This window comes from Mesorhizobium sp. PAMC28654, assembly GCF_020616515.1.
Lineage (GTDB): Bacteria > Pseudomonadota > Alphaproteobacteria > Rhizobiales > Rhizobiaceae > Mesorhizobium.
The window spans coordinates 4,728,969-4,754,379 of sequence record NZ_CP085135.1 but is presented as its reverse complement, the minus strand read 5'-3'; the positions used below and the strand labels follow the sequence as shown (position 1 = coordinate 4,754,379).

Below are 25,411 nucleotides of genomic sequence, written 5' to 3'. Positions count from 1 at the left end.
GCCCGCCAGGCAAGCCATGGCGGGCTCTTCAAAAAATGCCGAGGCTTGTTCAGTCGACCTTGACGACGAAGTGCTTCGTCACCGGCTCGATGATCTTCCAGGTTCCCTTGAAATCGGCTTCCACCACGAAGGCATCGCCAGGGCCCACTTCGACCGGCTCGCCGCCATCGGGCGTGATGATGATGCGGCCGGCGATCATGTGCACGAACTCATAATCGCTGTAGGTCGCATGATAGGTGCCAGGCGTAGCCTGCCAGGTGCCCGACATGACCTTGCCGTCGGCGGTCGTGTGCTGCACGGCGGTCTTCATGGTCGGCTTGCCTTCGACGACAACCCATCCTGCCAGATCGCCGGCATCAGCGTTTTCCACCGCCCCGAATTTGAGGATCGTCTTGCGTGTCATTGGAGGGCTCCGTTTGAAGGGTTGTCGTTGCAGGCATTGGCTACCTGACCGGTCAGATATCCGAAGCAGCCGATACGAGCAACGCTCTTGCCGACGAGACCGCGCCGGCCGAAGAAGCCATTGTGTCTTGCCCTTTTTGCGTGACAGCGTCACCCCTTGGAAAACATCTGCGAAACTCAGCTCCGTCGACGAAAGTTCTCATGGCCAGGAAACCGGTTCGGATCCTTGTCGATCTGCTCAACCAGAACTGGCCGGTCAGAAAAGCCAAGGCGTTCCGTAATGCCCTCGTTGAACGCAGCTTCCGCGCGCACGGGTTGGCGGAAGGCAGGGCATTCGCTGAAAAGCTTCAACGCACCGGCTCGCAACGGTTCTGCTTCTCCATAGCGTTCAACACACCCTGGGTCATCGATGCGCTCACCCGGGCATGGCCGCTCCACTGTCCCGGAATGACATTGGTCGTCATCGACAACTCCTCGAGGACATCGGCAAGGCCGATCATCGAGGGTATTTGCCGGGCACGCGGCATCGCCTATTTCGCATTGCCGGGAAACTGGGAAATGAACCCCAACCGGTCGCATGGAATAGCCATGAACTGGGTTGCTCATAACATCGTCAGCCATCTGCGCCCGGAGATCTTCGGATTCCTGGACCACGACTGTTTTCCCACCAGCGTCGTCGATATTCCGAAGCTGATGGAAGGGAAGGCCGCCTACGGCGCGAGACGCATTGCGAAGCGAGGCCTGGAAGGGTGGTTCCTGTGGGCTGGCTTCTGTTTCTTCCGATTTTCCGCAATGGACGGTGTCCAGATGGATTTCACCCCTCGCTTTGAAAGTGGGATGGATACCGGCGGCGGGAATTGGGCAGTGCTGTACCGCAGCCTTGACCCGACCAGTGTCGCCTATGCGGAAACGACGACGATTACCCTGACGCTGGGCGGAACCGAAGCCATCCACGGCATGCCGGGTGGCGTCTTCTTCCACGTTGGCGGAGCGTCCTACCGGCGTTTGATCAGCACGGCGCACTATCGCCGTCTGATGTCGGACCATGTCTGGGAGACCTGGCTCGGCGGCCCCGAGGGCCGCCTCGTCAATGACCTGTAATTGGCTGCTCTCGTGATTTGCGAAGCCCCGGGAGTACCTGTCATCAACTCCGGTCAGGCGGCCGCGATCGGAAAATCGTGGAAATGGACGACGACGCCGTCGGTGTCGATGAAGATGACCGCATAGGCGGGCGGTTCGAGACCAAGCTTCCAGCTGTCCGAAAAGTCCAGCGCGGTCTGATGGTTGGTGCCGCGCAGCGTGCTGACGGGTATGCCGCGCCAACTGCCGGCGATGAGGCGATGGACATGCCCGGCGAAGATGTGGCGGACATTGCCATGGCGCGCCAGCACCGCGTGAAACGCATCCGCGTCGGCGAGCCGGACAGAGTCGAGTTCCGGCATGTGAATCTTGAACGGCGGATGATGCATGAAGATGAAGGCCGGCTTGTCTGCTGCTTCCCGCAGCCTTTCATCCAGCCAGCGCAGGCGCGCTTCGCATAGCCTGCCTTCGACAAGTCCGCTCGCCAGCGTGTCCAGCAGGATCAGCCGTCCCTCCTGCGTGTCGACGACGCTCTGGACGAAACCACACTCAGGCCTCGTCTCCGAAAACATCTCGAGGAAAAGATCGCGGTCGTCATGGTTGCCGAGCATCAGCCTGCAGGGCGGCACGCACGTCGCTACCTGATCTCTGAGCGCGGCATAGGCGGCGCGTTCGCCGTCATTGGCAAGGTCGCCGGAAATGATGACCAGTTCGGCATCGGCATGGTTGCTGTTGATGTCGGCAAGACAGGCTTCCAGCCGAAACAGCGGATCGGTGCCAAACAGGAGGCCGCCGGGCGGAACCAGGTGAGGATCGGAGATCTGGATGATTTTCATGAGTGTCGAGCCTGCGGTTACGAATTTCAGGACGGGTTGATCGTGATGCTGGTGGTCATGCGGGCGGAACGAAACTGGCGCGCACGACAAGCGGCACGCTGATGCGCTCGCGAACGGGAGCCAGATTCGGTTCCCGCTGCCGCAGATCGAGCAGGGCGACCGCTCGGGCGGCCATGGCTTCGGGATCCTGACGGAAGGTGGTCAACTGATAGGCGAGCCAACCGGCCTCTGGAACATCATCGAAGCCGATCACCGCGAGATCGCCGGGTATGGCCAGCCCCAGCTGGCGGGCGTGGTCCATGACGCCGAAGGCGATGAGGTCGTTGACGCAGAAGATCGCCTGCGGTCTTTCCCTGCGGCCGAGCAGGTCCCGGCCCGCCTGCAGCCCACCCGCATAGTCGGTGTCGTTGCCCCGCGTCACCACGACATCGGCGCCAAGTCGCGCAGCCTCGGCGCAAAAGGCATCCTCGCGCTCGGTGATGTTGGGCGTGCCCGACAGCGACCCCGCCAGCCCTAGCCTCATCATGCCGCGCGCGACGAACAGTGCCGCCGCCAGTCTCGCCGCCTCGCCGCCATCGGTCTGGATATGGTCGGCCTCGGGTTCCGAGCGCCCGATGACCACAAGCGGCTGGCCGTTGCGGCGCGCCAGCTCGAAGAACGAGGAAGGCGGCGAACCGGACAGGATGATCGTTGCCTCGGCGCGATGGCCGAGCAGCGTCCTCTGGGCCGCGATCAGTTCCTGCTCGGTCTGACCGGTGTTGATGATGACAGGCACATTGCCGCGATGGATCAGCGCCTTGGTGAGTGCCGCGGCAAGATGGGCGCGGAAGCCTACCTCCGGCTTCGTCACCACCAGCCCCACCAGCCGGCTCTGGTTGGCGAGCAGGCCGCGCGCCAGATCGTTGACCTGATAGCCGAGGTCCTCGGCGGCGCGCATGATTTTTTCGCGCGTTTCCGTGGCCACGCTGGCGCCGGGCGTGAAGGCGCGCGATACCGCCGAGCGAGACACGCCAGCCTGGCGCGCAACATGCTGCGCGCTGACGGAGCGAAGCTTGTCGGCGCTCTTGCCTTTGCCGTCAGTCATACCTGCCTGCTCCTCAATGACCGACCTTGGACAGCACGTCGGCCTTCAGGAACCGCTCGACGATCAGCATGAAGCCGATGGACGGGATGAGCAGCAGAAGAGCGGTGATCGATGCGATCTGGTAGTTGCCGCCGGCGCCCGCCGAATAGAGCAGCAGCGGCAGCATGTTCACGTCGGGTGCACCGACAAAATAGCTGCCGGTGAATTCGTCGAGCGATTCCAGAAACACGAAGATGGCGCTGGCCATCAGGCCGGGCATGGCCAGCGGCAAGGTCACGTCGCGAAAGGCGCGCAACGGACCGGCGCCGATCGAACGCGCTGCCTGCTCGAGTTCGACATCGACAGCGGAAAAGGCGGCTGTTGCGATCCACACCGCATAGACCAGGCCATGCACCGCATGCACCAGCACCACGCCGGTGATCGTGCCGTTGAGGCCGATCTGGTAGAACATCCGGGCGATGTTGGCGTAGACAGGCAGGTTCGGAAAGGCCTGCGGAATGAGGAAGGCCAGCAGGATCAGGCTGCGCAGCGGCAGTTTCAAACGTGCCAGCGCGTAGCCGGCCGGGATGGCCAACGCCAAGGACACGATAACCGTCAGCACCGCTACAAGAATACTATTCTTCAGCGAATCCATTGCGTTGCCGCGTGGCGAGAACACGCGCGTCCAGACGCTGAAGCCGTAGTCGAGCGGCAGCACATGGGGAAAATACCAGCGTTCCGCCACTGTCCACAGCAAGAGGTTCAGCAACGGGCCAAAAATGATGAAGGCGAGCAGGCCGAGGATGAGAGCCCTGGGCAGCCACCACAGGTCGATCCCCAGCTTCCGCCGGGTGGAAAGTGTGGCGACGCTCATGCGCGCTCCTTCATCGTATGGCGCAGATATATCCAGGCGACGCCGGCGGTGATCACCAGCGAGATCAGGCCGAGCGCGTTGGCGACGCCGTAATCGCCATAGGCATTGATGCGGAAGGCGATGTCGGCGGTCAGCATGGTCGGCGATTGCGCGTTGATCATCAGCGGCACGGACAGCACCGACATCATCGTCACGAAGGACAGGATGAGGCCGACCAGTAGCGTCGTGGCGATCTGCGGCACGACGATCTCGATGAGGATACGCAGTCGCGAGGCGCCGAGATTGCGGGCGGCTTCGATGGTGCCGCGATCAATCGACGCCATGGCGCCGGCGACCAGCAGGGCGACGAAGGGAACCTGCTTCCAGACGAAGGCGATGACGATGCCGCGCCAGTCGAGAAAGCCGGTCGCCTGCAGCGGGGTGATGATGCCGGCGTTGATGAGCAAATTGTTCATCAGGCCATTCTTGGCGAGGAAGGTGCGCAGGATCTGGCCGACGACGATGAACGGAATGAACATCGGCCAGCGGTAGAGCCAGCGCAGGATCGCCACAGCGCGCGGATTTTCCCCAAGCGTCAGGTAGCCGCCGATGGCGACGGAGAACAGGCCGATCAGAACGGTCGACAGGCTGACGATGAGAACGGTGAAGATCACGTCGTTGCGGTAGAGTTCGAAGGCCTTGACGAAATTCCCCAGGCCATAGGCTCCCGTCACCTCGAACGCGCCGATGACCGACGCGGCAAGCGGCACGATGAACAAGAGCACGATCACCGCCAGCGCGGGCAGGACGAGGAACAGGCCGAACAGTCGTTTCGACATCGTTGGACTCTCGCGGGGATTGCGGACAGGCGAAAACCGCCCGGCGGTGCCGGGCGGTCCGGGTTCAGAACTCAGTCAGGGCGCTCAATTCGCGGTCTGCCGCTCATAGGCTTCGAGGATCGCGCTGTTGTAAGGCGCGATCGGGAACGGCTTGCCGTACTTCGCCAGGTCTTCCGGCGAGATGTCGACGAACAACTTGTTCCAAGTCGCCTCGTCGAGCTTCGGCTTGACGAAGTCGGCGTCGATACCCGGATACCAGTTGAACTTCTTGACGATGCCGTCGGCCTGCACCTCGGGGCTCGTGGCCAGCGCCACGAACTTCTCGGCAAGCGCCTCGTTCGCGCTCTTGGCCGGGATCACATAGTGCATCGGCTGTCCCGGCATGCCGGGCGCCGGCAACACCAGCTTGAGTTCGGGCGGAAGCCGGCCGTCGGCTTGCCAGGAATAGAACATGTCGACCCAGACCGGTCCCATCGCGATCTCGCCGCGCGACAGCATGTCCAGCGTGCCGGCATTGCCCGGCGTCAGCGTGGCGTTGGTGGTGAACTCCTTGAGGCTGGCGAAGGCCTTGTCCCACTTCTTGGTTTCGGCCTCCTCGAACGGGCCGTTCATCAGCTTCTTGGCGTCGCCTTCGCCATAGGCGTAGATCCAGCCCATGACGAAGCTGACGCCGGAAGCGCCGCCCTTGATGCCGTTATAGCCGAACTGCTTGGGGTGTTCCTTGGCCCAGGCGACCAGCTCGTCGTAGCTCTTCGGCGGATTGGGAACCATGGCCGGATTGTAGGCGATCGCCGTCTGGCTGTTGAACATCGGCATGACATAGCCGCTGACATTGCTGCCGAGCGCCATGTCGGCATTGGAGCGCGTCACCATCTTGCCGGTGTCGATCTTCGAACGATAGGCTTCAAGGTAGCCCGCGCTCACCATCGGGCCGGCGAATTTCTCGTGCACGACGGCGACGTCCGTGTCCCACTTTTCCGAGCCGGCGTCGGCCTGCGCCTTGAAGCGCTCGGTGATCTTCTGTGATCCGGCATCGCCCGGGCCGGTACCGACGACGCGCACCGTATTGCCTGGATTTTCCTTCTCGAACAGCGGCCCGAGATAGTCGTTGATGTAGTCGACCATGTTCTGGTCGCCAGCGGTGAGCACCGTGAGTTCGGCGGCCGTGGCGGGTGACGCCACGAGGCCGAGCACCAGCGTGGCTTGCAGGATTGTCTTCATGGATAGGTCTCCTATTGGGTCAAAAAAGTTGGTGTCAGGACCTAGGCTTCGGATGTTTCCAGGGGGCGACTTCTGGCGCCGCCCGGCCGGGAACGGGTTGACGCGAGCGGCTGAGCCTCTGGCGTGTTGAACAGGAAAAGCACATCGGACGGGATGCGGATCTTGACCGCCTCGCCCTGCGCGAAGGCCTTGTGCGCATCGACCAGGATCATGTCGTCGCCGACCCTGACCGCATGGCGCCAGAGGCCGCCGGGATAGCTGACGCTCTCGACATGGCCGGACAGTTCAAGAGATCCCGCAACCGCGCCGTCGGCTGTGTTGCCCGGCAAGAGTTGCGCTGCTTCGGCGCGAAAGCGCGCTTCGACGAAGCCGCGCGACAGGGCACGCCCGTCCAGCGGCACCGAACACGCCGCGTTTGCCGGCCCGGCCTCGATCTCGAAACGGCCGGATGACGGCTGCCCCCAGAGTTCCACCCGGTTCTCCGCGCCCATGAAGGCGGCGACGAAAGCGGAGGTCGGACGGTTGTAGACCACCTCGGGCGTGCCCTGCTGCGCGATCCGTCCGCTGTCCAGGATGACGATCCGGTCGGCCATCACCATCGCTTCCTCGCGGTCATGCGTGACATGCACGGCGGTGATGCCGAGCCGTTTCTGCAGCGCACGGATCTCATGGCGCACGGTCAGCCTTATGCGCGCGTCGAGATTGGACAGGGGCTCGTCGAGCAGCAGGATTTCCGGATCGATGGCGAGCGCCCGGCCGAGCGCGACGCGCTGGCGCTGGCCGCCGGAAAGCTGCGCCGGCTTGCGATCTCCCAGGCCGGAAAGGCCCAGCAACTTCTCCATCTCATCGACGCGCCGCGCAATTTCCGCGCGTGGGTGCCGCTGCAGCTTCAGGCCGTAGCCGATATTCCCGGCTACCGTCATGTGCGGCCACAGCGCGTAGGACTGGAACACCAGCGCCATGCCACGCTTGTCCGGCGGCAGGCTTGTCACATCCCTGTCCGCCACAGCGATCGTTCCGGCGCTTGGTGCGACGAAGCCGGCAATGGCCCGCAGCAGCGTGGTCTTGCCGCAGCCGGAAGAGCCTAGCAGCGCAACGAATTCGCCCTTGGCGATAGTGAGATCTATCCCGTCCAGAACGCGCGACGCACCATACCCGGCACTGACACCGCTCAGTTGGAGGAAGTTTTCCTTTGTCATTCTTCACCTATTGCACAGCTGTGCATCGCGAGATGGCAGCTGCCTGCTGTTGAGTTCCGAATAGGGGGGATTCATAACGTCTTGATGACGGCTCGCCCGGAAAGCTCCTCCTCTTTCCCAGGCATTGCCGGATCGCCGAATGCGGCATACGGCCACCAGGAAACCTCCCATTTCCCCGGTGCCACCCTGTCACAATACAGTTATCCCGCGACGATAGGGAGAGCTTTCTCGCATCAGGTCAGCTTCTGGGCCAATGCTCTTTTCATGATTATTACGAGGTGGGGTTTTTCCATGCGCAAGATTGTTTTCGCCGCCATGTTCCTGGCGTCCGCTGTCGGAGTTGCTTCGGCCGCCGACGGCAACCTCGTGCTCTATACGAGCCAACCCAACACCGACGCCCAGCAGACCGTGGATGCCTTCATGGCCAAGAATCCCGGCATAAAGGTCGAGTGGGTCCGCGACGGAACGCCGAAGATCCTGGCCAAGCTGCGCGCCGAGATCGAAGCCGGCCGACCGCAGGCGGACGTGCTCCTGATCGCCGACGTCGTGACCATGGAAGGGCTGAAGAAGGAAGGACGCCTGCTCGCCTATCCGCAGGCCGATGTCTCCGGCATCGACGCCACCCTCTACGACAAGGACAAGACCTATTTCTCGACCAAGCTGATCACCACCGGCATCGTCTACAACACCAAGGCGCCTTTCGTGCCGGCGAGCTGGGAAGACCTAACCAAGCCGGAGGCAAAGGGCCTGGTCGCGATGCCAAGCCCGCTGACATCGGGCGCGGCGATGATCCATACCGTGACCCTCACCGGCAATCTGCCGGAGGGCTGGGACTATTATGGCGCGCTAGCCAAGAACGGCGCCCAGGCCAGCGGCGGCAATGGCGACGTGCTGAAGGCCGTCAGCGGCGGCGACAAGCTGTTCGGCATGATCGTCGATTACATGCCCATTCGCGAGAAGGCCAAGGGCGCCCCCGTCGAGTTCGTGTTCCCGAAGGAAGGCGTTTCGGCTGTCACCGAGCCGGTTGCCATCCTGTCCACCGCCAAGGACACCGAAGCCGCGAAAGCCTTCGTCGATTTCCTGCTGTCGAAGGACGGTCAGGAACTTGCCGCCAAGATGGGCTATATTCCGGCGCGCGCCGACATCGCCTTGCCGGCCGGTTATCCCGACCGCTCGTCGATCAAGGTGCTCGGCTATGACGCTGCGGCGGCCCTCGCCAACGACGCAGCGAACAAGGAAAAGTTCAGCGCCGTGATGGCCCAGTAATCAGCGGTGTCCGCACAAGATAGCCTCCCAAGGCAGCGTATGTCCGTGCCCGCATGGCACGGGCATACGACGGGGACGCGGGCCACGACGGGAATGCGTGCGTCAGCCCTTGCTGTCTTGCTGGTCATCGCGCTGCTCAGCCTGCTGCCGATGGTCCGGCTTGTCATCGCGGCCATCGCGCCCGGCGGCGAACTCGACTTCGGCGCATTCACTGACCGTCTCGCCAAGCCTGCGGCCTTGCGGGCGATGTGGCACACGCTGGACACGGCCTTCCTCGGCGCCGTTCTGGCGGTCTGCCTAGGCGGCCCCTTCGCAATCGCCGTCACCATGACCGACCTGCCGGGGCGAAAAACACTCGGCTTCCTGCTGTTGCTGCCGCTGATGATCGCGCCGCAGGTCACCGCCCTGTCATGGCTGCATCTGTTCGGACCGTCGTCAACGCTTCTCGGCATGATCGGCATGGCGCCGCCGCCGGGTACGCCCAATCCGATGCTTGGCCGCAACGGCATCATCCTGCTCTACGCGGTCCAGCACGCGCCGATCGTGTTCATCACGCTGCGGGCCGGGCTTGCCCGGGTACCGCGCGATCTCGTCGAGGCCGCCAGGGCCTCCGGCGCAAGGCCGCTTGCGGTGCTGTGGACCATCGTGCTGCCGGTCATCCGTCCCTACATCGTGGCGGCGGCCGCCCTCGCCTTCGTTTCCGGCGTCGGCAATTTCGGGATCCCCGCCCTGCTTGGAATGCCCGTCAATTACCTGACCCTGCCGACGCTGATCTATCAGGACCTTTCGAGCTTCGGGCCCGGCGTCCTGCCGCAGATCGCGGCATTGTCCGTGCTGGTCGGGGTGCTCGCGCTCGCCGGCGTCGCCTGCCAGTCGCTGGCCCTGCGTGGTGCTGCCCATCGTTTCACCGTCGGTACGCCGGCGCGGTTTGAGCTCGGCCGCTACCGCCTGCCGCTCGCTGTCCTCGGCTGGCTGGTGATCGGGCTCATCCTCGTGCTTCCGGCTTGCGCGCTGCTGGCGACCTCGCTGGTGCCGTCCTTCGGGGTGCCGCTTGGCTGGGCGACGATGACCACGTCCAACTATGCCGAGGTCCTGGTTCGGCAGGCATCGACCGTGCGCGCCTTCCGCAACTCCATTCTGTTTGCCGGCAGCGCGGCGCTGATCCTTGCCATCGGCGTCATCCCGGTGACCGTGGTGCTCGAACGATTCGGCCAGCGCTGGCGCCATGTCATCAGCGGTATTGTCGACCTGCCCTATGCGGTTCCAGGCGTCGTCCTGGCCATCGCCTGCATTCTCCTGTTCCTGCGCCCCCTGCCGCTGATCGGCAGCCTCTATGCGACGGCTTCGATCATCCTGGTCGCCTATACGATGCGGTTTTTCACCCTTGCCCTGAAGCCGGTGACGACCGCGGTCGGGCAGATTTCGCGCGACCTCGACGAGGCGGCGGCGGTATCGGGCGCCCGCCCGCTTCGCCGGCTTGCCACGATTACCGCGCCGCTTGCCGCACCGGCGGCTGTGGCGGGGGGACTGCTGGTCTTCATGAGCGCCTTCAATGAACTCACCGTCTCGGCCCTGCTCTGGTCGAGCGGCAACGAGACGCTGGGCGTGGTGCTGTTCAGCCTCGAGGAGGCCGGACTGGGAACGCAGGCGGCGGCGATCGCCGTCTCAACGATTGTCGTCGTTGTTGCCCTGCTGCTTGTGCTCGACCGCTTCGGGCGGAGGCTACCGGCGGGCGTGCTGCCCTGGCGGTAGGGCTCTCAGCTTCCAGGGATGATCCAGCCATCCGACACGGCCACCCGCACCTTCTGCCCCACAGCCAACGCCTCGGCGCTGTCGATCAGCAATTCCTGTCCCGACTCCGGCAAGGCCAGCCGCGCCTCATAGACCGGGCCACGATAGATGCTGTCCAGCACCGTCGCCGGCAGGCCTTCCAACGAAAGCCGAAGTGCCTCGGGCCGCAACAGGACCTTGGCCGGTCCTGGCTGCCCCCCGGCACTTCGCGCGGCAAAGCGATGCCCGGCGATCTCGACTGTAGCGGTCCCATTGGCATGGTCGGCAGCCGTTCCCGAGACGATGGATCCCCTACCGACGAAGCCCGCAACGGTCGCATCGGCGGGCGCGCGATAGACCTCTTGCGGCGCTGCCGCCTGCAGCAACCGGCCCTGGCTCATGACGGCGACGCGGTCGGCCAGCGCCAGCGCTTCTGCCTGGTCATGGGTGACATAGACGATGGTGGCGCCGGTGCGGCGATGGATGTCGCGGAATGCATCGACCATTGACGACCGCAAATGCATGTCGAGATTGGCAAGCGGTTCGTCGAACAGGATGATCCCAGCGTCGGCGACCAGACAGCGCGCCAGCCCTACACGCTGGCGCTGGCCGCCCGACAGTTCCTCGATGCGACGCTTTTCGAAGCCGTTGAGGCCGACGATCTCGAGGACAACGCCGACACGGGCAGCGATCTCGCCTTGCCTCACGTGCCGAGCCTTCAGCGGATAGGCGACGTTCTCAGCCACATCCATATGCGGCCAGAGCGCGTAGGACTGGAAAACGACGCCAACGCCGCGCGATTCCGGCGGCACCTGCCGCTGAGGATCGGCCATCAACCGGTCACCGAACAGGACGCGGCCCTCACTGGGCGCCTCGAAGCCGGCGATCAACCTCAGCATCGTGGTCTTGCCGCAACCGGAGGGCCCGAGCAGCGCGGTAAAGGACCCCCTGGGGAAATCGAGCGAAACGGCGTTGAGCGCCGCCGTCTCATTGAACCGCTTGGTAAGGCGTTCCACCCTGATGTCGCTCATGCCTCACTCATCCGCACAATTCTGCCTGTCTGTGTTGGTTGCCCAAAAAGCCGCTGGATGCGGCCGGCAATACGTTGGAAATCAGGTCATGACAACTTTGGCGCCATGCCCGATGAAGTGGCGGCAGCGGCGCAGGGAACATCCCCGAAGGACGAGCGCAGCCGGTGGCTGCGAAGCCACCGGCTGGACGGAACGACAGGATTCGGAGAAGAAAAACCCTGGCGGCGTTACTGCGCCGTCCAGCCGCCATCCATCGGCAAGATCGTGCCGGTGATCTGCTTGGCCGCATCCGAGCACAGGAACAGCGCCAGCGCGGCGAGTTCGTCGACGGTGACGAACTCCTTGGTCGGTTGCGCCGCCAGCAGCACATCGTGCTTGACCTGCTCCTCGGTCATGCCGCGCGCTTTCATCGTGTCGGGAATCTGCTTTTCGACCAGAGGCGTCCAGACATAGCCGGGCGCGATCGCGTTGACCGTGACGCCGTCAAGCGCCGCCTCCAGCGCCACGGTCTTGGTCAGGCCGGAAATGCCGTGCTTGGCCGACACATAGGCTGACTTGAACGGCGAGGCGACCAGCGCGTGCGCGGAAGCCGTATTGATGATGCGGCCCCATTTGCGCGCCTTCATGCCGGGCAGCGCCGCCTTGATCGCGTAAAAGGACGCCAGCAGGTTGATGCGGATGATGGCTTCCCATTTGTCGTCCGGGAAGTCCTCGATCGGCGCGACATGCTGGATGCCGGCATTGTTGACGAGAATGTCGAGGCTGCCGAACGCCGCCTCGGCTTCAACAACCATGGCCGTCACCGCCGCGCCGTCCATCATGTTGGCGTCGGAGTAACGGCACTTGACGCCAAAGTCCTTCTCGATGCCGGCGCGCTCCTGTTCGATGGCATCAGCGTCGCCCAGGCCGTTGATGGTGACGTTGGCCCCCTCGGCGGCAAAGGCACGGGCGATAGCCAGGCCGATGCCGCTGGTCGAACCGGTGACGAGGGCACTCTTCGAAGAAAGGGAAGCCATGATGATCTCGCAAGAGGTGGGAGGAAACTTGAGGGGCACACCTTTGTGCGCCGCAGCATGACAATGCCACAGCCATATGTCGGCTCGATTACAGGAGAACGACGGTGATCCCTTAGCCGCCCGGAGCTTGACACGGCGCTGTCATGGTGCCGTGCAACATAAGCCGGTGCGCACTCGCGCAGTCGTTCCTCAACCGTGGGGCTACAGCCTTGAAGATCGCCGATGTCGTGAAGCGCGCCTATGCGATGCCGCTGACCAACCCTTCCTTTCCACCCGGGCCATATCGTTTCTTCAACCGCGAATACGTCATCATCACCTATCGCACGACGCGCGAAGCCCTTGAGGCCGTCGTGCCGGAGCCGCTGGAGATCGACGAGCCGCTGGTCAAGTACGAGTTCATTCGCATGCCGGATTCGACCGGCTTTGGCGACTACACCGAAACCGGCCAGGTGATCCCCGTGCGCTACAAGGGCCGGCACGGCAGCTATGTTCATTCGATGTATCTCGATGACGACGCGCCGATCGCCGGTGGGCGCGAGCTCTGGGGTTTTCCAAAGAAGCTCGCCACCCCCAAGATCGTGCATGAGGGCGAGGTGATCGTCGGCACATTGCACTATGGCAGCGTGCTCTGCGCCACCGGCACGATGGGCTACAAACACCGCGAGGCCGACCACGACAGCGTGCTCGCCTCGCTGGCAGCGCCTAATTTCCTGATCAAGATCATCCCGCATGTCGACGGCAGCCCACGCATTTGCGAGTTGGTGCGCTATTACCTCACCGACGTGACGCTGAAGGAAGCCTGGACCGCGCCGGCCGCGCTCGATCTGCGTCCCCATGTCATGGCCGACGTGGCGCGGCTGCCGGTGCTCGACATCGTGTCCGCCGTCCACTTCACCGCCGACCTGACGCTTGGCCTGGGCGAGGTGATGCATGACTATCTTGCCGATTACAGCCGGTCTGAAACCAGTACAAACCAGCTGGAGAAAGCCCGTGCTTGAACGCAACCGAAACAAGCAGGCCACCATCGAGGAAATCTCGGCGCAGTATGATCGTGTCGCGCTGGTGTTCCAGGGCGGCGGCGCGCTCGGCGCCTACCAGGCCGGCGTCTATCAGGCGCTCGCCGACGCCGGCTGCGAACCGACCTGGCTGTCCGGCGTATCGATCGGCGCCATCAATGCATCGATCATCGCCGGCAATGAACCGAGCCGCCGCCTGCAGCGGCTCGAGCAATTCTGGCAGACGATCTCGGGGCGCAAGATCTGGGCCTACACGCCCGAAGGCGACATCTACCGCGACATCCGCAACCGCACCAGTTCGTGGATGACGATGACCATGGGCCAGCCCGGCTTCTTCAAGCCGCGCAATCCCATCCCCTGGTTCGAGCCGCAGGGCGCCGAGGGCGCCACAAGCTTCTACGACACGGCCGAGTTGAAGGACACGCTGCAAAGCCTGATCGACTTCGACATCCTCAACGACGGCAAGAAGCGGCTCAGCGTCGGCGCGGTCAATGTCAGGACCGGCAACTTCGTCTATTTCGACACCGACAAGGTCCGCATCGAGCCGGAGCACATCATGGCCAGCGGCGCGTTGCCGCCCGCTTTTCCGTCGATCCGCATCGAAGGCGAATATTACTGGGATGGCGGCATCGTCTCCAACACGCCGCTGCAATATCTTCTCGACCAGGAGGAAGACCGCTCGTCGCTGGTGTTCCAGGTCGACCTGTTCAGTGCGCGCGGTGTTCTGCCACGCAGCATGCCGGACGTGCTGTCGCGCCACAAGGACATCATGTATTCGAGCCGCACGCGACAAAACACCGACAATTTCCAGCGTATCCACGGGCTGAAGATGAAGCTGCTCGAGGCGCTGAAGCGCGTTCCCGCTGAATTGCTGGCGGAAGGCGAGAAGGAGCTGATCGAGGACTACTCGAATGCCGGCATGGTCAACATCGTGCACCTGATCTACCAGCACAAAGGCTATGAGGGTCACGCCAAGGATTACGAATTCTCCGGCACCTCGATGCGCGAGCACTGGGACACCGGACTGGAAGACACGCAGCGCACCTTGCGCCATCGCCAGTGGCTGACGCTGCCGACCAATGTCGAGGGCGTCGCCATCCACGACCTGCATCGCGAAGATCCGACGTAGTGTCCCGACGTCGTCATCCTTGGGCGTAGCGACGCGAAGCGGAGCGAAGACCCAAGGATCCATGCCGCGACCTCAGCCGAAGGTGCAGCCAAGCAGAATTCTGTACCGCAGCAACGCTCAGGAGTCGCGGCATGGATCCTATGGTCTGCGCCGCGTCGCTTCACTACTTGCTCCGCCATAGGATGACGAGGCGATAGGCGTTTCGGCCAATAGGCATGTTCCACGTCAACATAAACTAATACGTCCTCGCCTAATTGCACGCGGTGCTCGCTCAAAGAAAAAGGCAGCGCCGGCGACCGGCGCTGCCTTTTGTTTGAGAGCTCTTACGCTTCGCTCAGAACACGTGGCGGAAGATGATGAACAGCACGAAGGCGAGCGTGATCGAGCAGGGCAGCGTCAGCACCCAGGCAAGCGCCAGGTTGCGCACCGTTGCCCATTGCAGCCCCGAGCCGTTCGCCGCCATCGTTCCGGCGACGCCCGATGACAGCACATGGGTCGTCGACACCGGCAGGCCCAGCCGATCGGCCATGCCGATGGTGACCATGGCGACGAGCTCGGCGGCGGCACCCTGGCCATAGGTCAGATGGCTCTTGCCGATCTTCTCGCCGACCGTGACGACGATGCGCTTCCAGCCAACCATCGTGCCGAGACCAAGCGCCAGCGCGACCGCAACCTTCACCCAGATCGGGATGAACTTCGTCGCGTTGTCGACGGCCTTGTGATAGTCGGTGACCGCTTTCAGATCGGCCGGCTGCATCGGCAGCAACTGCTTCTTGTCGATCAGCTTGAGCGCTTCGCCGATCAGGTAGATGTCGTTGCGGGCGTTGCTGACCAGATCGGTCGGCACCTTTTCGACCGAGGCGTAGGGCTGCAGTGAAGTGGTCGTGTTGTGGATGTAAGTCTGCAGCGCAAGCGTCGTCTGGTCATTCCAGGTCCGGGTGCGCACGGCGTCCTGGACGGCTGCCTTGGCGTCAGCGACAGTGATGCCCGGCTTGACATATTTGCCCAGCGCCTGCTCGACATTGACGGAAGCCGACTTGTAGGCCTCGAGATAGTTGATGTCCGGCGTGCGGTTGAGTGCAAAAGCCGTCGGCACGACGCCGATCAGGATCAGCATGATCAGGCCCATGCCTTTCTGTCCGTCATTCGAGCCGTGCGCGAAGCTGACACCGGTGCAGGTGAAGATCAGCAGCGCACGGATCCACAATGGCGGCGGCGCATTGCCTTTGGGGGACTCGTAGAGTGCCGGATTGCGGACAACGAGCTTCATCGCATAGAGCAGGGCGGCGGCTGCGAAGAAGCCGACGATCGGCGAGACCAGCAAGGTCACACCGACATTGGTCGCCTGTGACCAGTCGACGCCGCTGGTCGCGCTGCCGGCGGGCGCCATGAACTGGTTGGCGAGGCCAACGCCGATGATCGAGCCGACCATTGTATGCGAGCTCGACGCCGGCAGGCCCAGGAACCAGGTGCCGAGATTCCACAGGATCGCGGCGATGAGCAGCGCGAAAACCATGGCGAAGCCGGAGGACGAGCCGACCTGGAGGATCAGTTCGACCGGCAGCAGTGACAGGATGCCGAACGCCACGGCGCCGCTGGAGGTTAGAACCCCGAGGAAGTTGAAGGCGCCCGACCACATGACCGCGAATTCCGCCGGCAGGGAGCGCGTGTAGATGACCGTCGCCACGGCATTGGCGGTGTCGTGGAAGCCGTTGACGAATTCGAAGCCGAGCGCAATGAGCGATGCCGAGCAGGATCCACGGCACGGCCTTGGCCGCGGCCAGATCCTGGCTAAGCGCATAGCCGACATAGACAACGCCGACGAGCACGAGCACGCCGAAGGCCGGCAAAAACCATTTTGCGCTGCTCGACTGGTCCAGCGGATGCTCCGGTCTCGGAATACCCGCCTCACTAGAAACTATATCCACCATGTCCCACTCCTTTTGCATCGCAGCAAAGAACCGGGAGGGACGCTATGTCCGCACGATGAACCCTGTGTGACGCTGCGGAACTCCGCTGCGCGAAATGTTGGGTAGGCACAGGCTCGGGGACTGATAAGCCTCAGAAGCCGCCGGATCGCGTCTTCAGGATCGCCGAGAACAGCGGATCGAAGGCACGGCTGATCGGCGCTGCCGCCGCGCCGAGCGCGATCGACCAGGGGTCGGTGGTGCCGAGCTGCAGGCGCGGCAAATTTCGCCCGGACCTGTCGGCGATCGACGGCAGCAGCGGATGCATCGCCTCGACAAGGCGGCGGGCCAGCGCCTCCGGTGCGCCGCTGGTCAGGATGACGGTCTGGGGGTCGAAAATCGTCTCAATGAGATGCACGCTCCAGCGCAGGTCGTGTGCCGCACCCTCGATCCAGGCCATGATCCTGGGATCCTCGGCCGCCGCCATCGCGCCTATCCGTTCGTAGAGACCTTCATCGGCGGGATCGAGGCCGAGATGCTGATAGAGCGAGGCGAGCGAGGCGCGATGCTCGAGCGGCGTCGAGCCGGGGCCGGCCGGCGACAGCAGCGCCATGCCGATCTCGCCCGCATTGCCATTGCCGCCGCTATAAAGTTCGCCATTCAGAATCAGCCCGGCGCCGATGCCGTAGCCGACATAGAGACAAACCGCATGATCGACGCCATGCGCGGCGCCGACGATGCGTTCGGCCGTCGCGCATGCGGCGGCGTCATTCTGCAGGCCGACATTCAGGCCCGTTCCGGCGGCCAGCGTCTCCAGCAACGGAAACTTCTGCCAGGCCGGCATCATCCATTTGTCATCCGAGTTCTTCACTCCGAAAGGACCGGGCATGGCGACGCCAAGGCCGACGAGACGCCTCTCCGATTGGACGGATATGCCAGCCAGTTCACGCCGGACGCCGTCGATAAGGCCGAGGATGACCTCGACGCCTTTCGATGGTTCATCAAAAGGCACGTTTGCCTCGGCACGGGCCAGCACGCTGCCCATCAGGTCGACGGCAACCGCCCGCGTCAGGTGGCGGTCAATCTGCAGCCCGATCGCGAATGCTCCTTCGGGAACCAGCCTGTAGGGGGTCGAGGGCTGGCCCCTGCCCTTTCGCACCGTATCGAGCCCGACGACAAGGCCGTCGCGCTCGAGGTCCTCGATGATGTTGGAAACCGCCTGCTTGGTCAGTTGCGTCGCCCGCGCCAGATCGGCTCGTGAAAGCGCACCGTTGAGACGCAGCGCCTCGATCATGACACGGCGGTTGTGCGCGCTCGTGCCTTCCTGGTTGGTGCCGCTCTTGGCGCGGATCGGACGAATATCGTTCACCGGCGTTTCCCCTCTTGACTCCATTAGGATATTGATCGACTAATTAAGTCAAGCGGCTTGACTTAATAGCGAAACCAGCGCGGAAACAAGACGGCCAGGGCTTATGCCCGTCACCGCCAACCAGTTGGGAAAATAGGTCACGCGACATCAATCCGGGAAGGCAACATGAACAGCCGACCCGTCAACATCGGAAATGGGAGAAGAAGATGCTGAAATCGATCGGTAAGACCCTGTTGGGTGCAGTCTTTGTCGGGGGCCTGTTCGTTCCCCACGCTTTCGCCGAAACGTCGCTCAACGCGCTGTTCATGGCCCAGGCCGCCTACAGCGAGGCCGACGTGCGCGCCATGACGGATGCCTTCACCAAGGCCAACCCGGACATCAAGGTCAATCTCGAATTCGTCCCCTATGAAGGCCTGCACGACAAGACCGTGCTCGCGCAGGGCTCTGGTGGCGGCTACGACGTCGTGCTGTTCGACGTCATCTGGCCGGCCGAATACGCGACCAACAAGGTGCTGGTCGACGTCTCCTCGCGCATCACCGACGACATGAAGAAGGGCGTCCTGCCCGGCGCCTGGACCACCGTCCAGTATGACGGCAAATCCTACGGCATGCCCTGGATCCTCGACACCAAATACCTGTTCTACAACAAGGAAATGTTGGAAAAGGCCGGCATCAAGACGCCGCCGAAGACATGGGAAGAGCTGAGCGAACAGGCCAAGATCATCAAGGACAAGGGCATCGTCGCCACGCCCATCGCCTGGAGCTGGTCGCAGGCTGAAGCTGCTGTGTGCGACTACACCACGCTGGTCAGCGCTTATGGCGGCGACTTCCTCAAGGGCGGCAAGCCCGATTTCCAGAACGGCGGCGGTCTCGACGCCCTGAAATACATGGTGGCCAGCTACAAGTCGGGCCTCACCAACCCGAATTCCAAGGAATTCCTGGAAGAAGATGTGCGCAAGGTGTTCGAGAACGGCGACGCCGCCTTCGCGCTGAACTGGACCTACATGTACAACATGGCCAACGACCCTAAGGACAGCAAGGTCGCGGGCAAGGTTGGTGTCGTGCCGGCGCCCGGCGTTGCCGGCAAGAGCGAAGTCTCGGCCGTCAACGGCTCGATGGGCCTTGGTGTCACGGCGGTCAGCAAGCACCAGGACGAGGCCTGGAAGTACATCACCTTCATGACCTCGCAGGCGACGCAGAACCAGTACGCCAAGCTCAGCCTGCCGATCTGGGCGTCCTCCTATGACGATCCGGCGGTCACCAAGGGTCAGGAAGAGCTGATCGCCGCCGCAAAGCTCGGATTGGCCGCAATGTATCCTCGCCCGACCACGCCGAAATATCAGGAGCTCTCGACCGCCCTGCAGCAGGCGATTCAGGAATCGCTTCTCGGCCAGTCCTCGCCTGAGGATGCCCTGAACACCGCTGCCAAGAACAGCGGCCTCTGAGCGCTTTTCTCCAGTCACGGGCGGCCTAGTGCCGCCCGTGCTATGTCTGAAATCAAGATAAGTTAGGGAGAGGCTGCTCTGATGTCGGGCACCTGGATGACAACCCGTGCGTGGCTGCTGATGCTGCCGCTTCTCGTGGTGATGGTCGCCGTCATCGGCTGGCCGCTGATCGATACGGTCGGCCTTTCCTTCACCGACGCCAAGCTCATCGGCACGGGCGGTAATTTCGTCGGCTTCGACAATTATACGAACATGCTGACGAGCACGAACTTCTCGCGCACGCTGGTCACCACGACCCTGTTCGCCGTCATCTCGGTCGCCGCTGAAATGGTGATCGGTGTTCTCGCGGCACTGCTCCTCAATCAGCAGTTTCACGGGCGCGCCTTGTTGCGCGCGCTGATGATCCTGCCCTGGGCATTGCCGACGGTGGTCAACGCCACGCTGTGGCGGCTCATCTACAATCCCGAATATGGCGCGCTGAACGCCGCACTCACACAACTGCATCTCATCGATGCCTACCGGTCCTGGCTCGGTGAACCCGGAACCGCGCTGGCGGCGCTGATCGTCGCCGATTGCTGGAAGAATTTTCCGCTGGTGGCGCTGATTGCGCTGGCGGCCCTGCAGGCGGTTCCCCGCGACATCACCGCTGCCTCGCTCGTCGACGGCGCCGGACCCTTCAACCGCTTCCGCTTTGTCATCCTGCCCTATCTCGCAGGCCCCTTGATGGTCGCGCTGGTGCTGCGCACCATCGAGGCCTTCAAGGTCTTCGACATCATTTGGGTCATGACCCGTGGCGGCCCGGCCAACAGCACGCGGACCCTGTCCATCCTCGTCTACCAGGAGGCATTCTCCTTCCAGCGCGCCGGCTCCGGCGCGTCATTGGCGCTGATCGTCACCCTGCTCGTCACCGTGCTGGCCGTCGCCTACGCCGCGCTGGTTTGCAAGAGCGCCGGGAGTGCCACCTGATGGAACGCAAGAGCCTCGCCTTCAGCATCTTCATCCATGCCTGCGCGCTGCTGCTCGCCGCGATCATCCTGGCTCCCATTGCCTGGCTGTTCATCATGAGCATATCGCCGGCCGCCGATCTTGCCGCCAAGCCGCTGCGCTGGTGGCCGCAAAGCGTCGACTTCTCCCGCTACCAGCAACTTCTATCGACGGCGGAAAACAGCGCCGGCGCGGCCTTCACCTCCTCGCTTCGCAACAGTCTTGAAATCGCCGGCATGGCGACTTTCGCCGGCCTGCTCCTGGCCATTCCCGCCGGATGGGCGGTCTCGCGCACGCCGTCGATCGGCTGGTCGCTGTCGATGGTCATCGCCACCTACATGCTGCCGCCGGTGGCGCTCGCCGTGCCGCTCTATATGGGCCTGTCGCATCTCGGCTTGCTCAACAACGTCTTTGGCCTGGCGCTGGTCTATCTGACGATCCTGGCGCCCTTCACCACCTGGCTGATGAAGTCGGGCTTCGATTCGATTCCGCGCGAAATCGAGGCGGCAGCGATGATAGACGGCGCCGGCCTGTTCCAGACGCTGCGCATCATCACCTTGCCGCTGGCCGCACCCGTGATGGCGACATCGGCGCTGTTTGCCCTGCTGCTTGCCTGGGACGAATTCTTCTACGCGCTGCTCTTCACCTCGGACCAGCGCGCCAAGACCCTGACCGTCGCTATCGCCGATTTAGCCGGCGGCCGTGTCTCCGACTACGGATTGATCGCCACAGCCGGCGTGCTGGCCGCCCTGCCGCCGGTGCTGATCGGCCTCGTCATGCAACGCGCGCTGATTTCCGGCCTGACCAGTGGTGGCGTGAAAGGATAATGATGACTACAGGAAAAAACCGACCGGCCGGGCTTGCCGCGATCGACCGCGAGATGGCGCGCCAGCATGCGGACGCCCTCGTCTCGTTCAGGCAGAATGTTGACATCGCGGCAAGGGTCGCCACTTCGATCAGGCAGACCGGGCGTGTGCTTCTGCTTGGCATGGGCGGCTCACATGCCGTGGCGCGCGCCGTCGAGCCGCTCTACCGCGCTGCCGGCATCGACGCCATCGCCCTGCCGCTTTCCGAGCAGCTCGGCCAGCCGCTGCCGCTGGCGGGCAGGACCGTCCTGGTGACATCCCAGTCCGGCGAAAGCGCCGAGGTCGTCAGATGGTTTTCCGAGACCGGCGTCGCTTCCGATATTTTCGGACTGACGCTCGAGGGCGCCTCGTTCCTCGCCCGCACGGCTCCCTGCCTGGTCGGAGCCGGCGGCACCGAACTGGCCTTCGCCGCGACCCGCAGCCTGACCGTCACCTTCGCGCTGCACCTGGCGATCCTGTCGGCGCTTAGCCAGGACCCGGCCGCCGCACTTTCCGTACTTGATAGCCCTGAGGCCGGCGATATCGATGGCGCGCTTGCAGCACTCAGCAATGTGACGAGCATCGTCACCTCGGGCCGCCAGCTGCAGGGTGTCGCCGAAGCCATCGCGCTCGGCCTCACGGAACTGTCGCGGCTGCCCTGCTTTTCGCTCGAAGGCGGCCAGCTCCGCCATGGCCCGATGGAGATGCTCGGCCCCAAGGTCGGCGTCATGCTGTTTCGCGGCAACGACCCGACGTCGGACCTTGTCGCCGGTATGGCCGCGTCCGTGGTCGAGACCAGCTCGCCTGTGGTCATTTTCGATTCATCCGGGCAAGCGCCGGTGGCAGGCGCCGCGACACTTTCGTTCAAGCCTGCTTCCGGCATGGCCGCGATCCTTGCCATGCTGCCGGTGGCGCAACGCCTGATGGTCGCCTTTGCCGACGCCCGCGTCGAAAATGCCGGCACGCCGGTTCGCTCCAGCAAGATCACCAGGAGCGAATGATGCGGCCGCTTGCAGTCATCGGCAACGTCAATGTCGACCTCATCGTCGGCCCGGTCGCGCCATGGCCGAAAGCCGGAACCGAGACCGTCGTCGACCATGACGAATTGCGCGTCGGCGGGCAGGCCGGGAACAGCGCGCTTGCCTGGGAAGCGCTGGGCGTCGACTTCGAGATTGCCGCCAACGTCGGGGACGACCAGTTCGGCCGCTGGCTTCGCGAAGCCTTTGGCCGCCGCGCCGACAAATGGCCGGTTCGCCCCGAAGGGACGACCCTGTCCGTCGGCATGACCCACCCGGACGGCGAGCGGACCTTCTTCACCACGCGCGGACACCTGCCGCGCTTCAGCCTGGCCGATGTGTTCTGTGTCCTCGACGGCAAGCGCCTGTCCGGCGGCTACGCACTGTTGTGCGGGTCCTTCCTGACCTACGATCTCACGGCCGACTACGATGCGTTCTTCGACTGGGCGGACAGCCACGGCATCGCCGTCGCGCTCGACACCGGCTGGCCGATCGACGGCTGGACTGAGGCCAATTGCGACGCCGCGCGCGCGTGGCTGTCGCGTTGCGAACTGGCGCTTTTCAATGAGGTCGAGACCGTGACCCTGGCCGGTCTGGAAAGCCCGCTGGAAGCCGCGCAGGCGATCAGGTCCGACATGAAGCAGGGCGCCACCGTCGTCGTCAAGCGCGGGCCGGAGGGCGCAATCGCCACCGGCCCGGACGGCATGCTTGTCGAGGCTGCCGCACCCGGCGTGAAAGTCGTCGACACGATCGGCGCAGGCGATGTCTTCAATGCCGCCTTCCTCGCGGCCCTTGCGCAGGGCCAACCACTGACTGCTTGCCTGTCCGCCGCCACACGCGTGGCATCGCGTGCAATCTCCACCCTGCCCCGCAACTATGGCGGGCCAATGCATTTCGAGGAAGCCATGCATGAGCGCGCTTGAAATCCGCAACATCCGCAAGAGTTACGGCAGCGTCGAAACGCTGAAAGGCATCGACATCGCGCTGGAAAGCGGTGAGTTCCTGGTGCTGCTCGGCTCGTCGGGCTGCGGAAAGTCGACACTTCTCAATATCATCGCGGGGCTCGCCGAGGCGACCAGCGGAGATGTGCTGATCGGCGGCCGCTCGATCCTTGGCGTTCATCCCAAGAACCGCGACATCGCCATGGTCTTCCAGTCCTACGCGCTCTATCCGAACCTGACCGTTCATCGCAACATCGGCTTCGGGCTGGAGATGCGCGGGGTTGCGGCCGACGAACGCGACAAGGCCGTGCGCGATGCGGCAAAGCTGCTGCAGATCGAGAACCTGCTCGAACGCAAGCCGAGCCAGCTTTCCGGCGGCCAGCGCCAGCGCGTCGCCATCGGCAGGGCGCTGGTGCGCAAGCCGCAGGTCTTTCTGTTCGACGAGCCGCTGTCCAACCTCGACGCGAAGCTGCGCCTGGAGATGCGCACCGAGCTCAAGCGCCTGCACCAATTGCTGCAGACCACGGTTGTCTATGTCACCCACGACCAGATCGAGGCGATGACGCTGGCGACACGGATCGCCGTGATGCGCGACGGCCGGATCGAGCAGCTCGGCACGCCCGAGGAGATCTACAACTATCCAGCAACCCTCTACGTGGCCGGTTTTGTTGGCGCGCCGTCGATGAACATGCTGCAGGCCGTTGTCGAAGGCGGAAAACTGGCTGTTGCCGATTCCAATGTGAAACTGCCCCTGCCCGCGCGCTATCTGAACGCGGCCAACGACGGCTCACCGGTCGTCGTCGGCATCAGGCCTGAAGCACTCCGCGTGGCGACCGGCGCCGCAACGGACTTATCGTTGCCGGTGGACATCGAGGTCGTCGAGCTGACCGGCCCTGAACTGGTCACCACCGCCCGCATCGGCGCGCAGCGGCTGACCGCATGCCTGCCCCCGCGTGCCGGCATCGCCAAGGGCCAGGCATGCGCGTTCACCTTCGACGAAGATGCGCTGCGCCTCTTCGACCCGTCGACAGGCAAGGCCTTCAAGCCGGCCTGAAATCAAGGCCTGCGCGGTACGAAACGCGCAGGCCGATGTCGTATTGTTGGCGTCAGATCTCAGCGGGCTGGCGGCGCGTACATGATGCCGCCGGCGTTCCACAGCGCGTTGAGGCCACGAGCGATCTTCAACTCGCTGGACTTGCCGAGATTGCGCTCGAAAACCTCGCCATAGTTACCCACCTTGGCGACGATGTTGTAGGCAAAGTTGGCGTCAAGTCCGAGTTGCTGGCCGTTGTCGCCTTCGACGCCGAGGAACCGGCGGACCACCGGATTCTGCGACTGGCGCGAGGCTTCGGCATTGGCCTGGGTGATGCCTTCCTCCTCGGCTTCGACCAGCGAGAACAATGTCCAGCGCACGATGTTGAACCATTTGTCGTCGCCCTGGCGAACGGCGGGCCCGAGCGGCTCCTTCGAGATGATCTCGGGCAGCACCATGTAGGCGGCGGGGTCGGTGAGTTTCAGGCGCTGCGCATAGAGTGCCGACGCATCCGTGGTGTAGACATCGCAGCGGCCGGTATCGAACGCCTTGATGATGCCATCAGCCGAATCGATGACGACCGACTCGTATTTCAGCTTGTTGGCGGTGAAATAGTCGGCGACATTCTGTTCCGTGGTGGTGCCCTGTTCGGCGCAGACTGTCGCGCCGGAAAGCTTGAGGGCGCTGTCCACGTTCAGGTTTTTCCGCACCATGAACCCCTGGCCATCATAGTATGCGGTGCCGACGAAATGGATGCCGAGGCCGCTGTCGCGCGCCAGCGTCCAGGTCGACTGGCGCGAAAGGAGGTCGACGGCGCCCGACTGCAGGGCGGTGAAGCGCTCCTTGGTCGAGAGCGGAACATAGTTGACCTTGTCGGCGTCGCCAAAAACCGCGGCCGACACCGCGCGGCAGAAATCAATGTCGAAGCCGGTCCATTTGCCCTGGTTGTCCGGGGACGAGAAGCCCGCGACCCCCTGGCTGACGCCGCAATTAACGGCGCCCCGCTGTTTGATGATGTCGAGCGTATCCGCTTTCGCCGACACGGCCATGGCGGCCGTGCCGAGCAAGAACGCAGTGATCAATGCTTTCATGGTTTCCTCCCTCTATGAGGCAAAGCCTCTCCTGCTGCCGGTGCCGAGGCGCCGGAAGT

General features: G+C 63.7%; 22 protein-coding genes and 1 pseudogene. 11 read left to right on the top strand and 12 right to left on the bottom strand.

Annotation, left to right across the window (positions count from 1 at the left end; all coding sequences use genetic code 11):
• Positions 1-49 precede the first annotated feature (49 nt).
• Entirely contained in the window at positions 50-403 is a 354-nt protein-coding gene (locus LGH82_RS23365; protein WP_227345010.1) for a cupin domain-containing protein, read from the bottom strand.
• Positions 404-855: 452 nt separating this feature from the next.
• Here LGH82_RS23365 and LGH82_RS23360 point away from each other — a divergent pair, with 452 nt between their 5' ends.
• Positions 856-1,503: a hypothetical protein gene (locus LGH82_RS23360; protein WP_227345009.1), complete on the top strand. Its 648-nt coding sequence runs from the start codon at positions 856-858 to the stop codon at positions 1,501-1,503.
• A gap of 53 nt (positions 1,504-1,556) precedes the next feature.
• Here the strand turns inward: LGH82_RS23360 and LGH82_RS23355 are convergent, their stop codons facing one another.
• The 6 genes from LGH82_RS23355 to LGH82_RS23330 form a co-directional block, all read right to left on the bottom strand.
• Positions 1,557-2,318, bottom strand: a complete 762-nt coding sequence (locus tag LGH82_RS23355; RefSeq protein ID WP_227345008.1) for a phosphodiesterase — start codon at positions 2,316-2,318, stop codon at positions 1,557-1,559.
• Positions 2,319-2,373: 55 nt separating this feature from the next.
• Positions 2,374-3,402, bottom strand: a complete 1,029-nt coding sequence (locus LGH82_RS23350) for a LacI family DNA-binding transcriptional regulator (RefSeq protein ID WP_227345007.1) — start codon at positions 3,400-3,402, stop codon at positions 2,374-2,376.
• Between the two features lie 13 nt (positions 3,403-3,415).
• Positions 3,416-4,255, bottom strand: coding sequence for an ABC transporter permease (locus tag LGH82_RS23345; protein ID WP_227345006.1), 840 nt, complete (start codon positions 4,253-4,255; stop codon positions 3,416-3,418).
• Positions 4,252-5,073 carry an ABC transporter permease gene (locus tag LGH82_RS23340; RefSeq protein ID WP_227345005.1) on the bottom strand — a complete coding sequence of 274 codons (822 nt, stop codon included), beginning with the start codon at positions 5,071-5,073 and terminating at the stop codon, positions 4,252-4,254. The genes LGH82_RS23345 and LGH82_RS23340 overlap by 4 nt, the downstream gene beginning before the upstream one ends.
• Before the next feature lie 84 nt (positions 5,074-5,157).
• On the bottom strand, positions 5,158-6,294 hold the full coding sequence (locus tag LGH82_RS23335) for an extracellular solute-binding protein (RefSeq protein WP_227345004.1): 1,137 nt from the start codon (positions 6,292-6,294) through the stop codon (positions 5,158-5,160).
• Between the two features lie 41 nt (positions 6,295-6,335).
• Entirely contained in the window at positions 6,336-7,493 is a 1,158-nt protein-coding gene (locus LGH82_RS23330) for an ABC transporter ATP-binding protein (protein WP_227345003.1), read from the bottom strand.
• Between the two features lie 291 nt (positions 7,494-7,784).
• On the opposite strand from LGH82_RS23330, the gene LGH82_RS23325 reads away from it, so the two are divergent.
• Entirely contained in the window at positions 7,785-8,759 is a 975-nt protein-coding gene (locus LGH82_RS23325; RefSeq protein WP_227345002.1) for an ABC transporter substrate-binding protein, read from the top strand.
• A 93-nt stretch (positions 8,760-8,852) separates the two neighbouring features.
• The gene (locus tag LGH82_RS23320; RefSeq protein ID WP_227345001.1) at positions 8,853-10,511 is read left to right on the top strand and encodes an ABC transporter permease; all 1,659 of its coding nucleotides are present in this window, start codon (positions 8,853-8,855) and stop codon (positions 10,509-10,511) included.
• Positions 10,512-10,516: 5 nt separating this feature from the next.
• Here LGH82_RS23320 and LGH82_RS23315 read toward each other — a convergent pair whose 3' ends face one another.
• Together LGH82_RS23315 and LGH82_RS23310 are read right to left on the bottom strand one after the other, a co-directional pair.
• On the bottom strand, positions 10,517-11,560 hold the full coding sequence (locus tag LGH82_RS23315) for an ABC transporter ATP-binding protein (RefSeq protein ID WP_227345000.1): 1,044 nt from the start codon (positions 11,558-11,560) through the stop codon (positions 10,517-10,519).
• A 227-nt stretch (positions 11,561-11,787) separates the two neighbouring features.
• Entirely contained in the window at positions 11,788-12,576 is a 789-nt protein-coding gene (locus LGH82_RS23310) for a 3-hydroxybutyrate dehydrogenase (RefSeq protein ID WP_227344999.1), read from the bottom strand.
• A 209-nt stretch (positions 12,577-12,785) separates the two neighbouring features.
• Here LGH82_RS23310 and LGH82_RS23305 point away from each other — a divergent pair, with 209 nt between their 5' ends.
• Both LGH82_RS23305 and LGH82_RS23300 read left to right on the top strand, forming a co-directional pair.
• Positions 12,786-13,574 carry an acetoacetate decarboxylase gene (locus LGH82_RS23305; RefSeq protein WP_227344998.1) on the top strand — a complete coding sequence of 263 codons (789 nt, stop codon included), beginning with the start codon at positions 12,786-12,788 and terminating at the stop codon, positions 13,572-13,574.
• Positions 13,567-14,721: a patatin-like phospholipase family protein gene (locus LGH82_RS23300; protein WP_227344997.1), complete on the top strand. Its 1,155-nt coding sequence runs from the start codon at positions 13,567-13,569 to the stop codon at positions 14,719-14,721. Before LGH82_RS23305 ends, LGH82_RS23300 begins: the two co-directional genes overlap by 8 nt.
• Positions 14,722-15,055: 334 nt before the next feature.
• On the opposite strand, the pseudogene LGH82_RS23295 reads toward LGH82_RS23300, so the two are convergent.
• Both LGH82_RS23295 and LGH82_RS23290 read right to left on the bottom strand, forming a co-directional pair.
• Positions 15,056-16,652, bottom strand: a pseudogene (locus LGH82_RS23295) (inorganic phosphate transporter).
• 130 nt (positions 16,653-16,782) lie between these two features.
• A complete protein-coding gene (locus LGH82_RS23290; RefSeq protein WP_227344996.1) occupies positions 16,783-17,997 on the bottom strand; it encodes an ROK family transcriptional regulator in 1,215 nt (404 codons plus the stop codon).
• A gap of 206 nt (positions 17,998-18,203) precedes the next feature.
• Between LGH82_RS23290 and LGH82_RS23285 the strand changes: the two genes are divergently transcribed.
• From LGH82_RS23285 to LGH82_RS23260, 6 genes are all read left to right on the top strand, one after another.
• On the top strand, positions 18,204-19,442 hold the full coding sequence (locus LGH82_RS23285; RefSeq protein WP_227344995.1) for an extracellular solute-binding protein: 1,239 nt from the start codon (positions 18,204-18,206) through the stop codon (positions 19,440-19,442).
• A gap of 81 nt (positions 19,443-19,523) precedes the next feature.
• On the top strand, positions 19,524-20,408 hold the full coding sequence (locus LGH82_RS23280; RefSeq protein WP_227344994.1) for a carbohydrate ABC transporter permease: 885 nt from the start codon (positions 19,524-19,526) through the stop codon (positions 20,406-20,408).
• Positions 20,408-21,253, top strand: coding sequence for a carbohydrate ABC transporter permease (locus tag LGH82_RS23275; protein WP_227344993.1), 846 nt, complete (start codon positions 20,408-20,410; stop codon positions 21,251-21,253). The genes LGH82_RS23280 and LGH82_RS23275 overlap by 1 nt, the downstream gene beginning before the upstream one ends.
• Positions 21,254-21,255: 2 nt before the next feature.
• Positions 21,256-22,272, top strand: a complete 1,017-nt coding sequence (locus LGH82_RS23270) for an SIS domain-containing protein (RefSeq protein WP_227349666.1) — start codon at positions 21,256-21,258, stop codon at positions 22,270-22,272.
• The gene (locus LGH82_RS23265; RefSeq protein ID WP_227344992.1) at positions 22,272-23,210 is read left to right on the top strand and encodes a PfkB family carbohydrate kinase; all 939 of its coding nucleotides are present in this window, start codon (positions 22,272-22,274) and stop codon (positions 23,208-23,210) included. Before LGH82_RS23270 ends, LGH82_RS23265 begins: the two co-directional genes overlap by 1 nt.
• Complete coding sequence (locus tag LGH82_RS23260) at positions 23,197-24,282, top strand: ABC transporter ATP-binding protein (RefSeq protein ID WP_227344991.1); 1,086 nt, start codon at positions 23,197-23,199, stop codon at positions 24,280-24,282. The genes LGH82_RS23265 and LGH82_RS23260 overlap by 14 nt, the downstream gene beginning before the upstream one ends.
• 59 nt (positions 24,283-24,341) lie before the next feature.
• Here LGH82_RS23260 and LGH82_RS23255 read toward each other — a convergent pair whose 3' ends face one another.
• The gene (locus tag LGH82_RS23255) at positions 24,342-25,352 is read right to left on the bottom strand and encodes an amino acid ABC transporter substrate-binding protein (RefSeq protein WP_227344990.1); all 1,011 of its coding nucleotides are present in this window, start codon (positions 25,350-25,352) and stop codon (positions 24,342-24,344) included.
• Positions 25,353-25,411 lie beyond the last annotated feature (59 nt).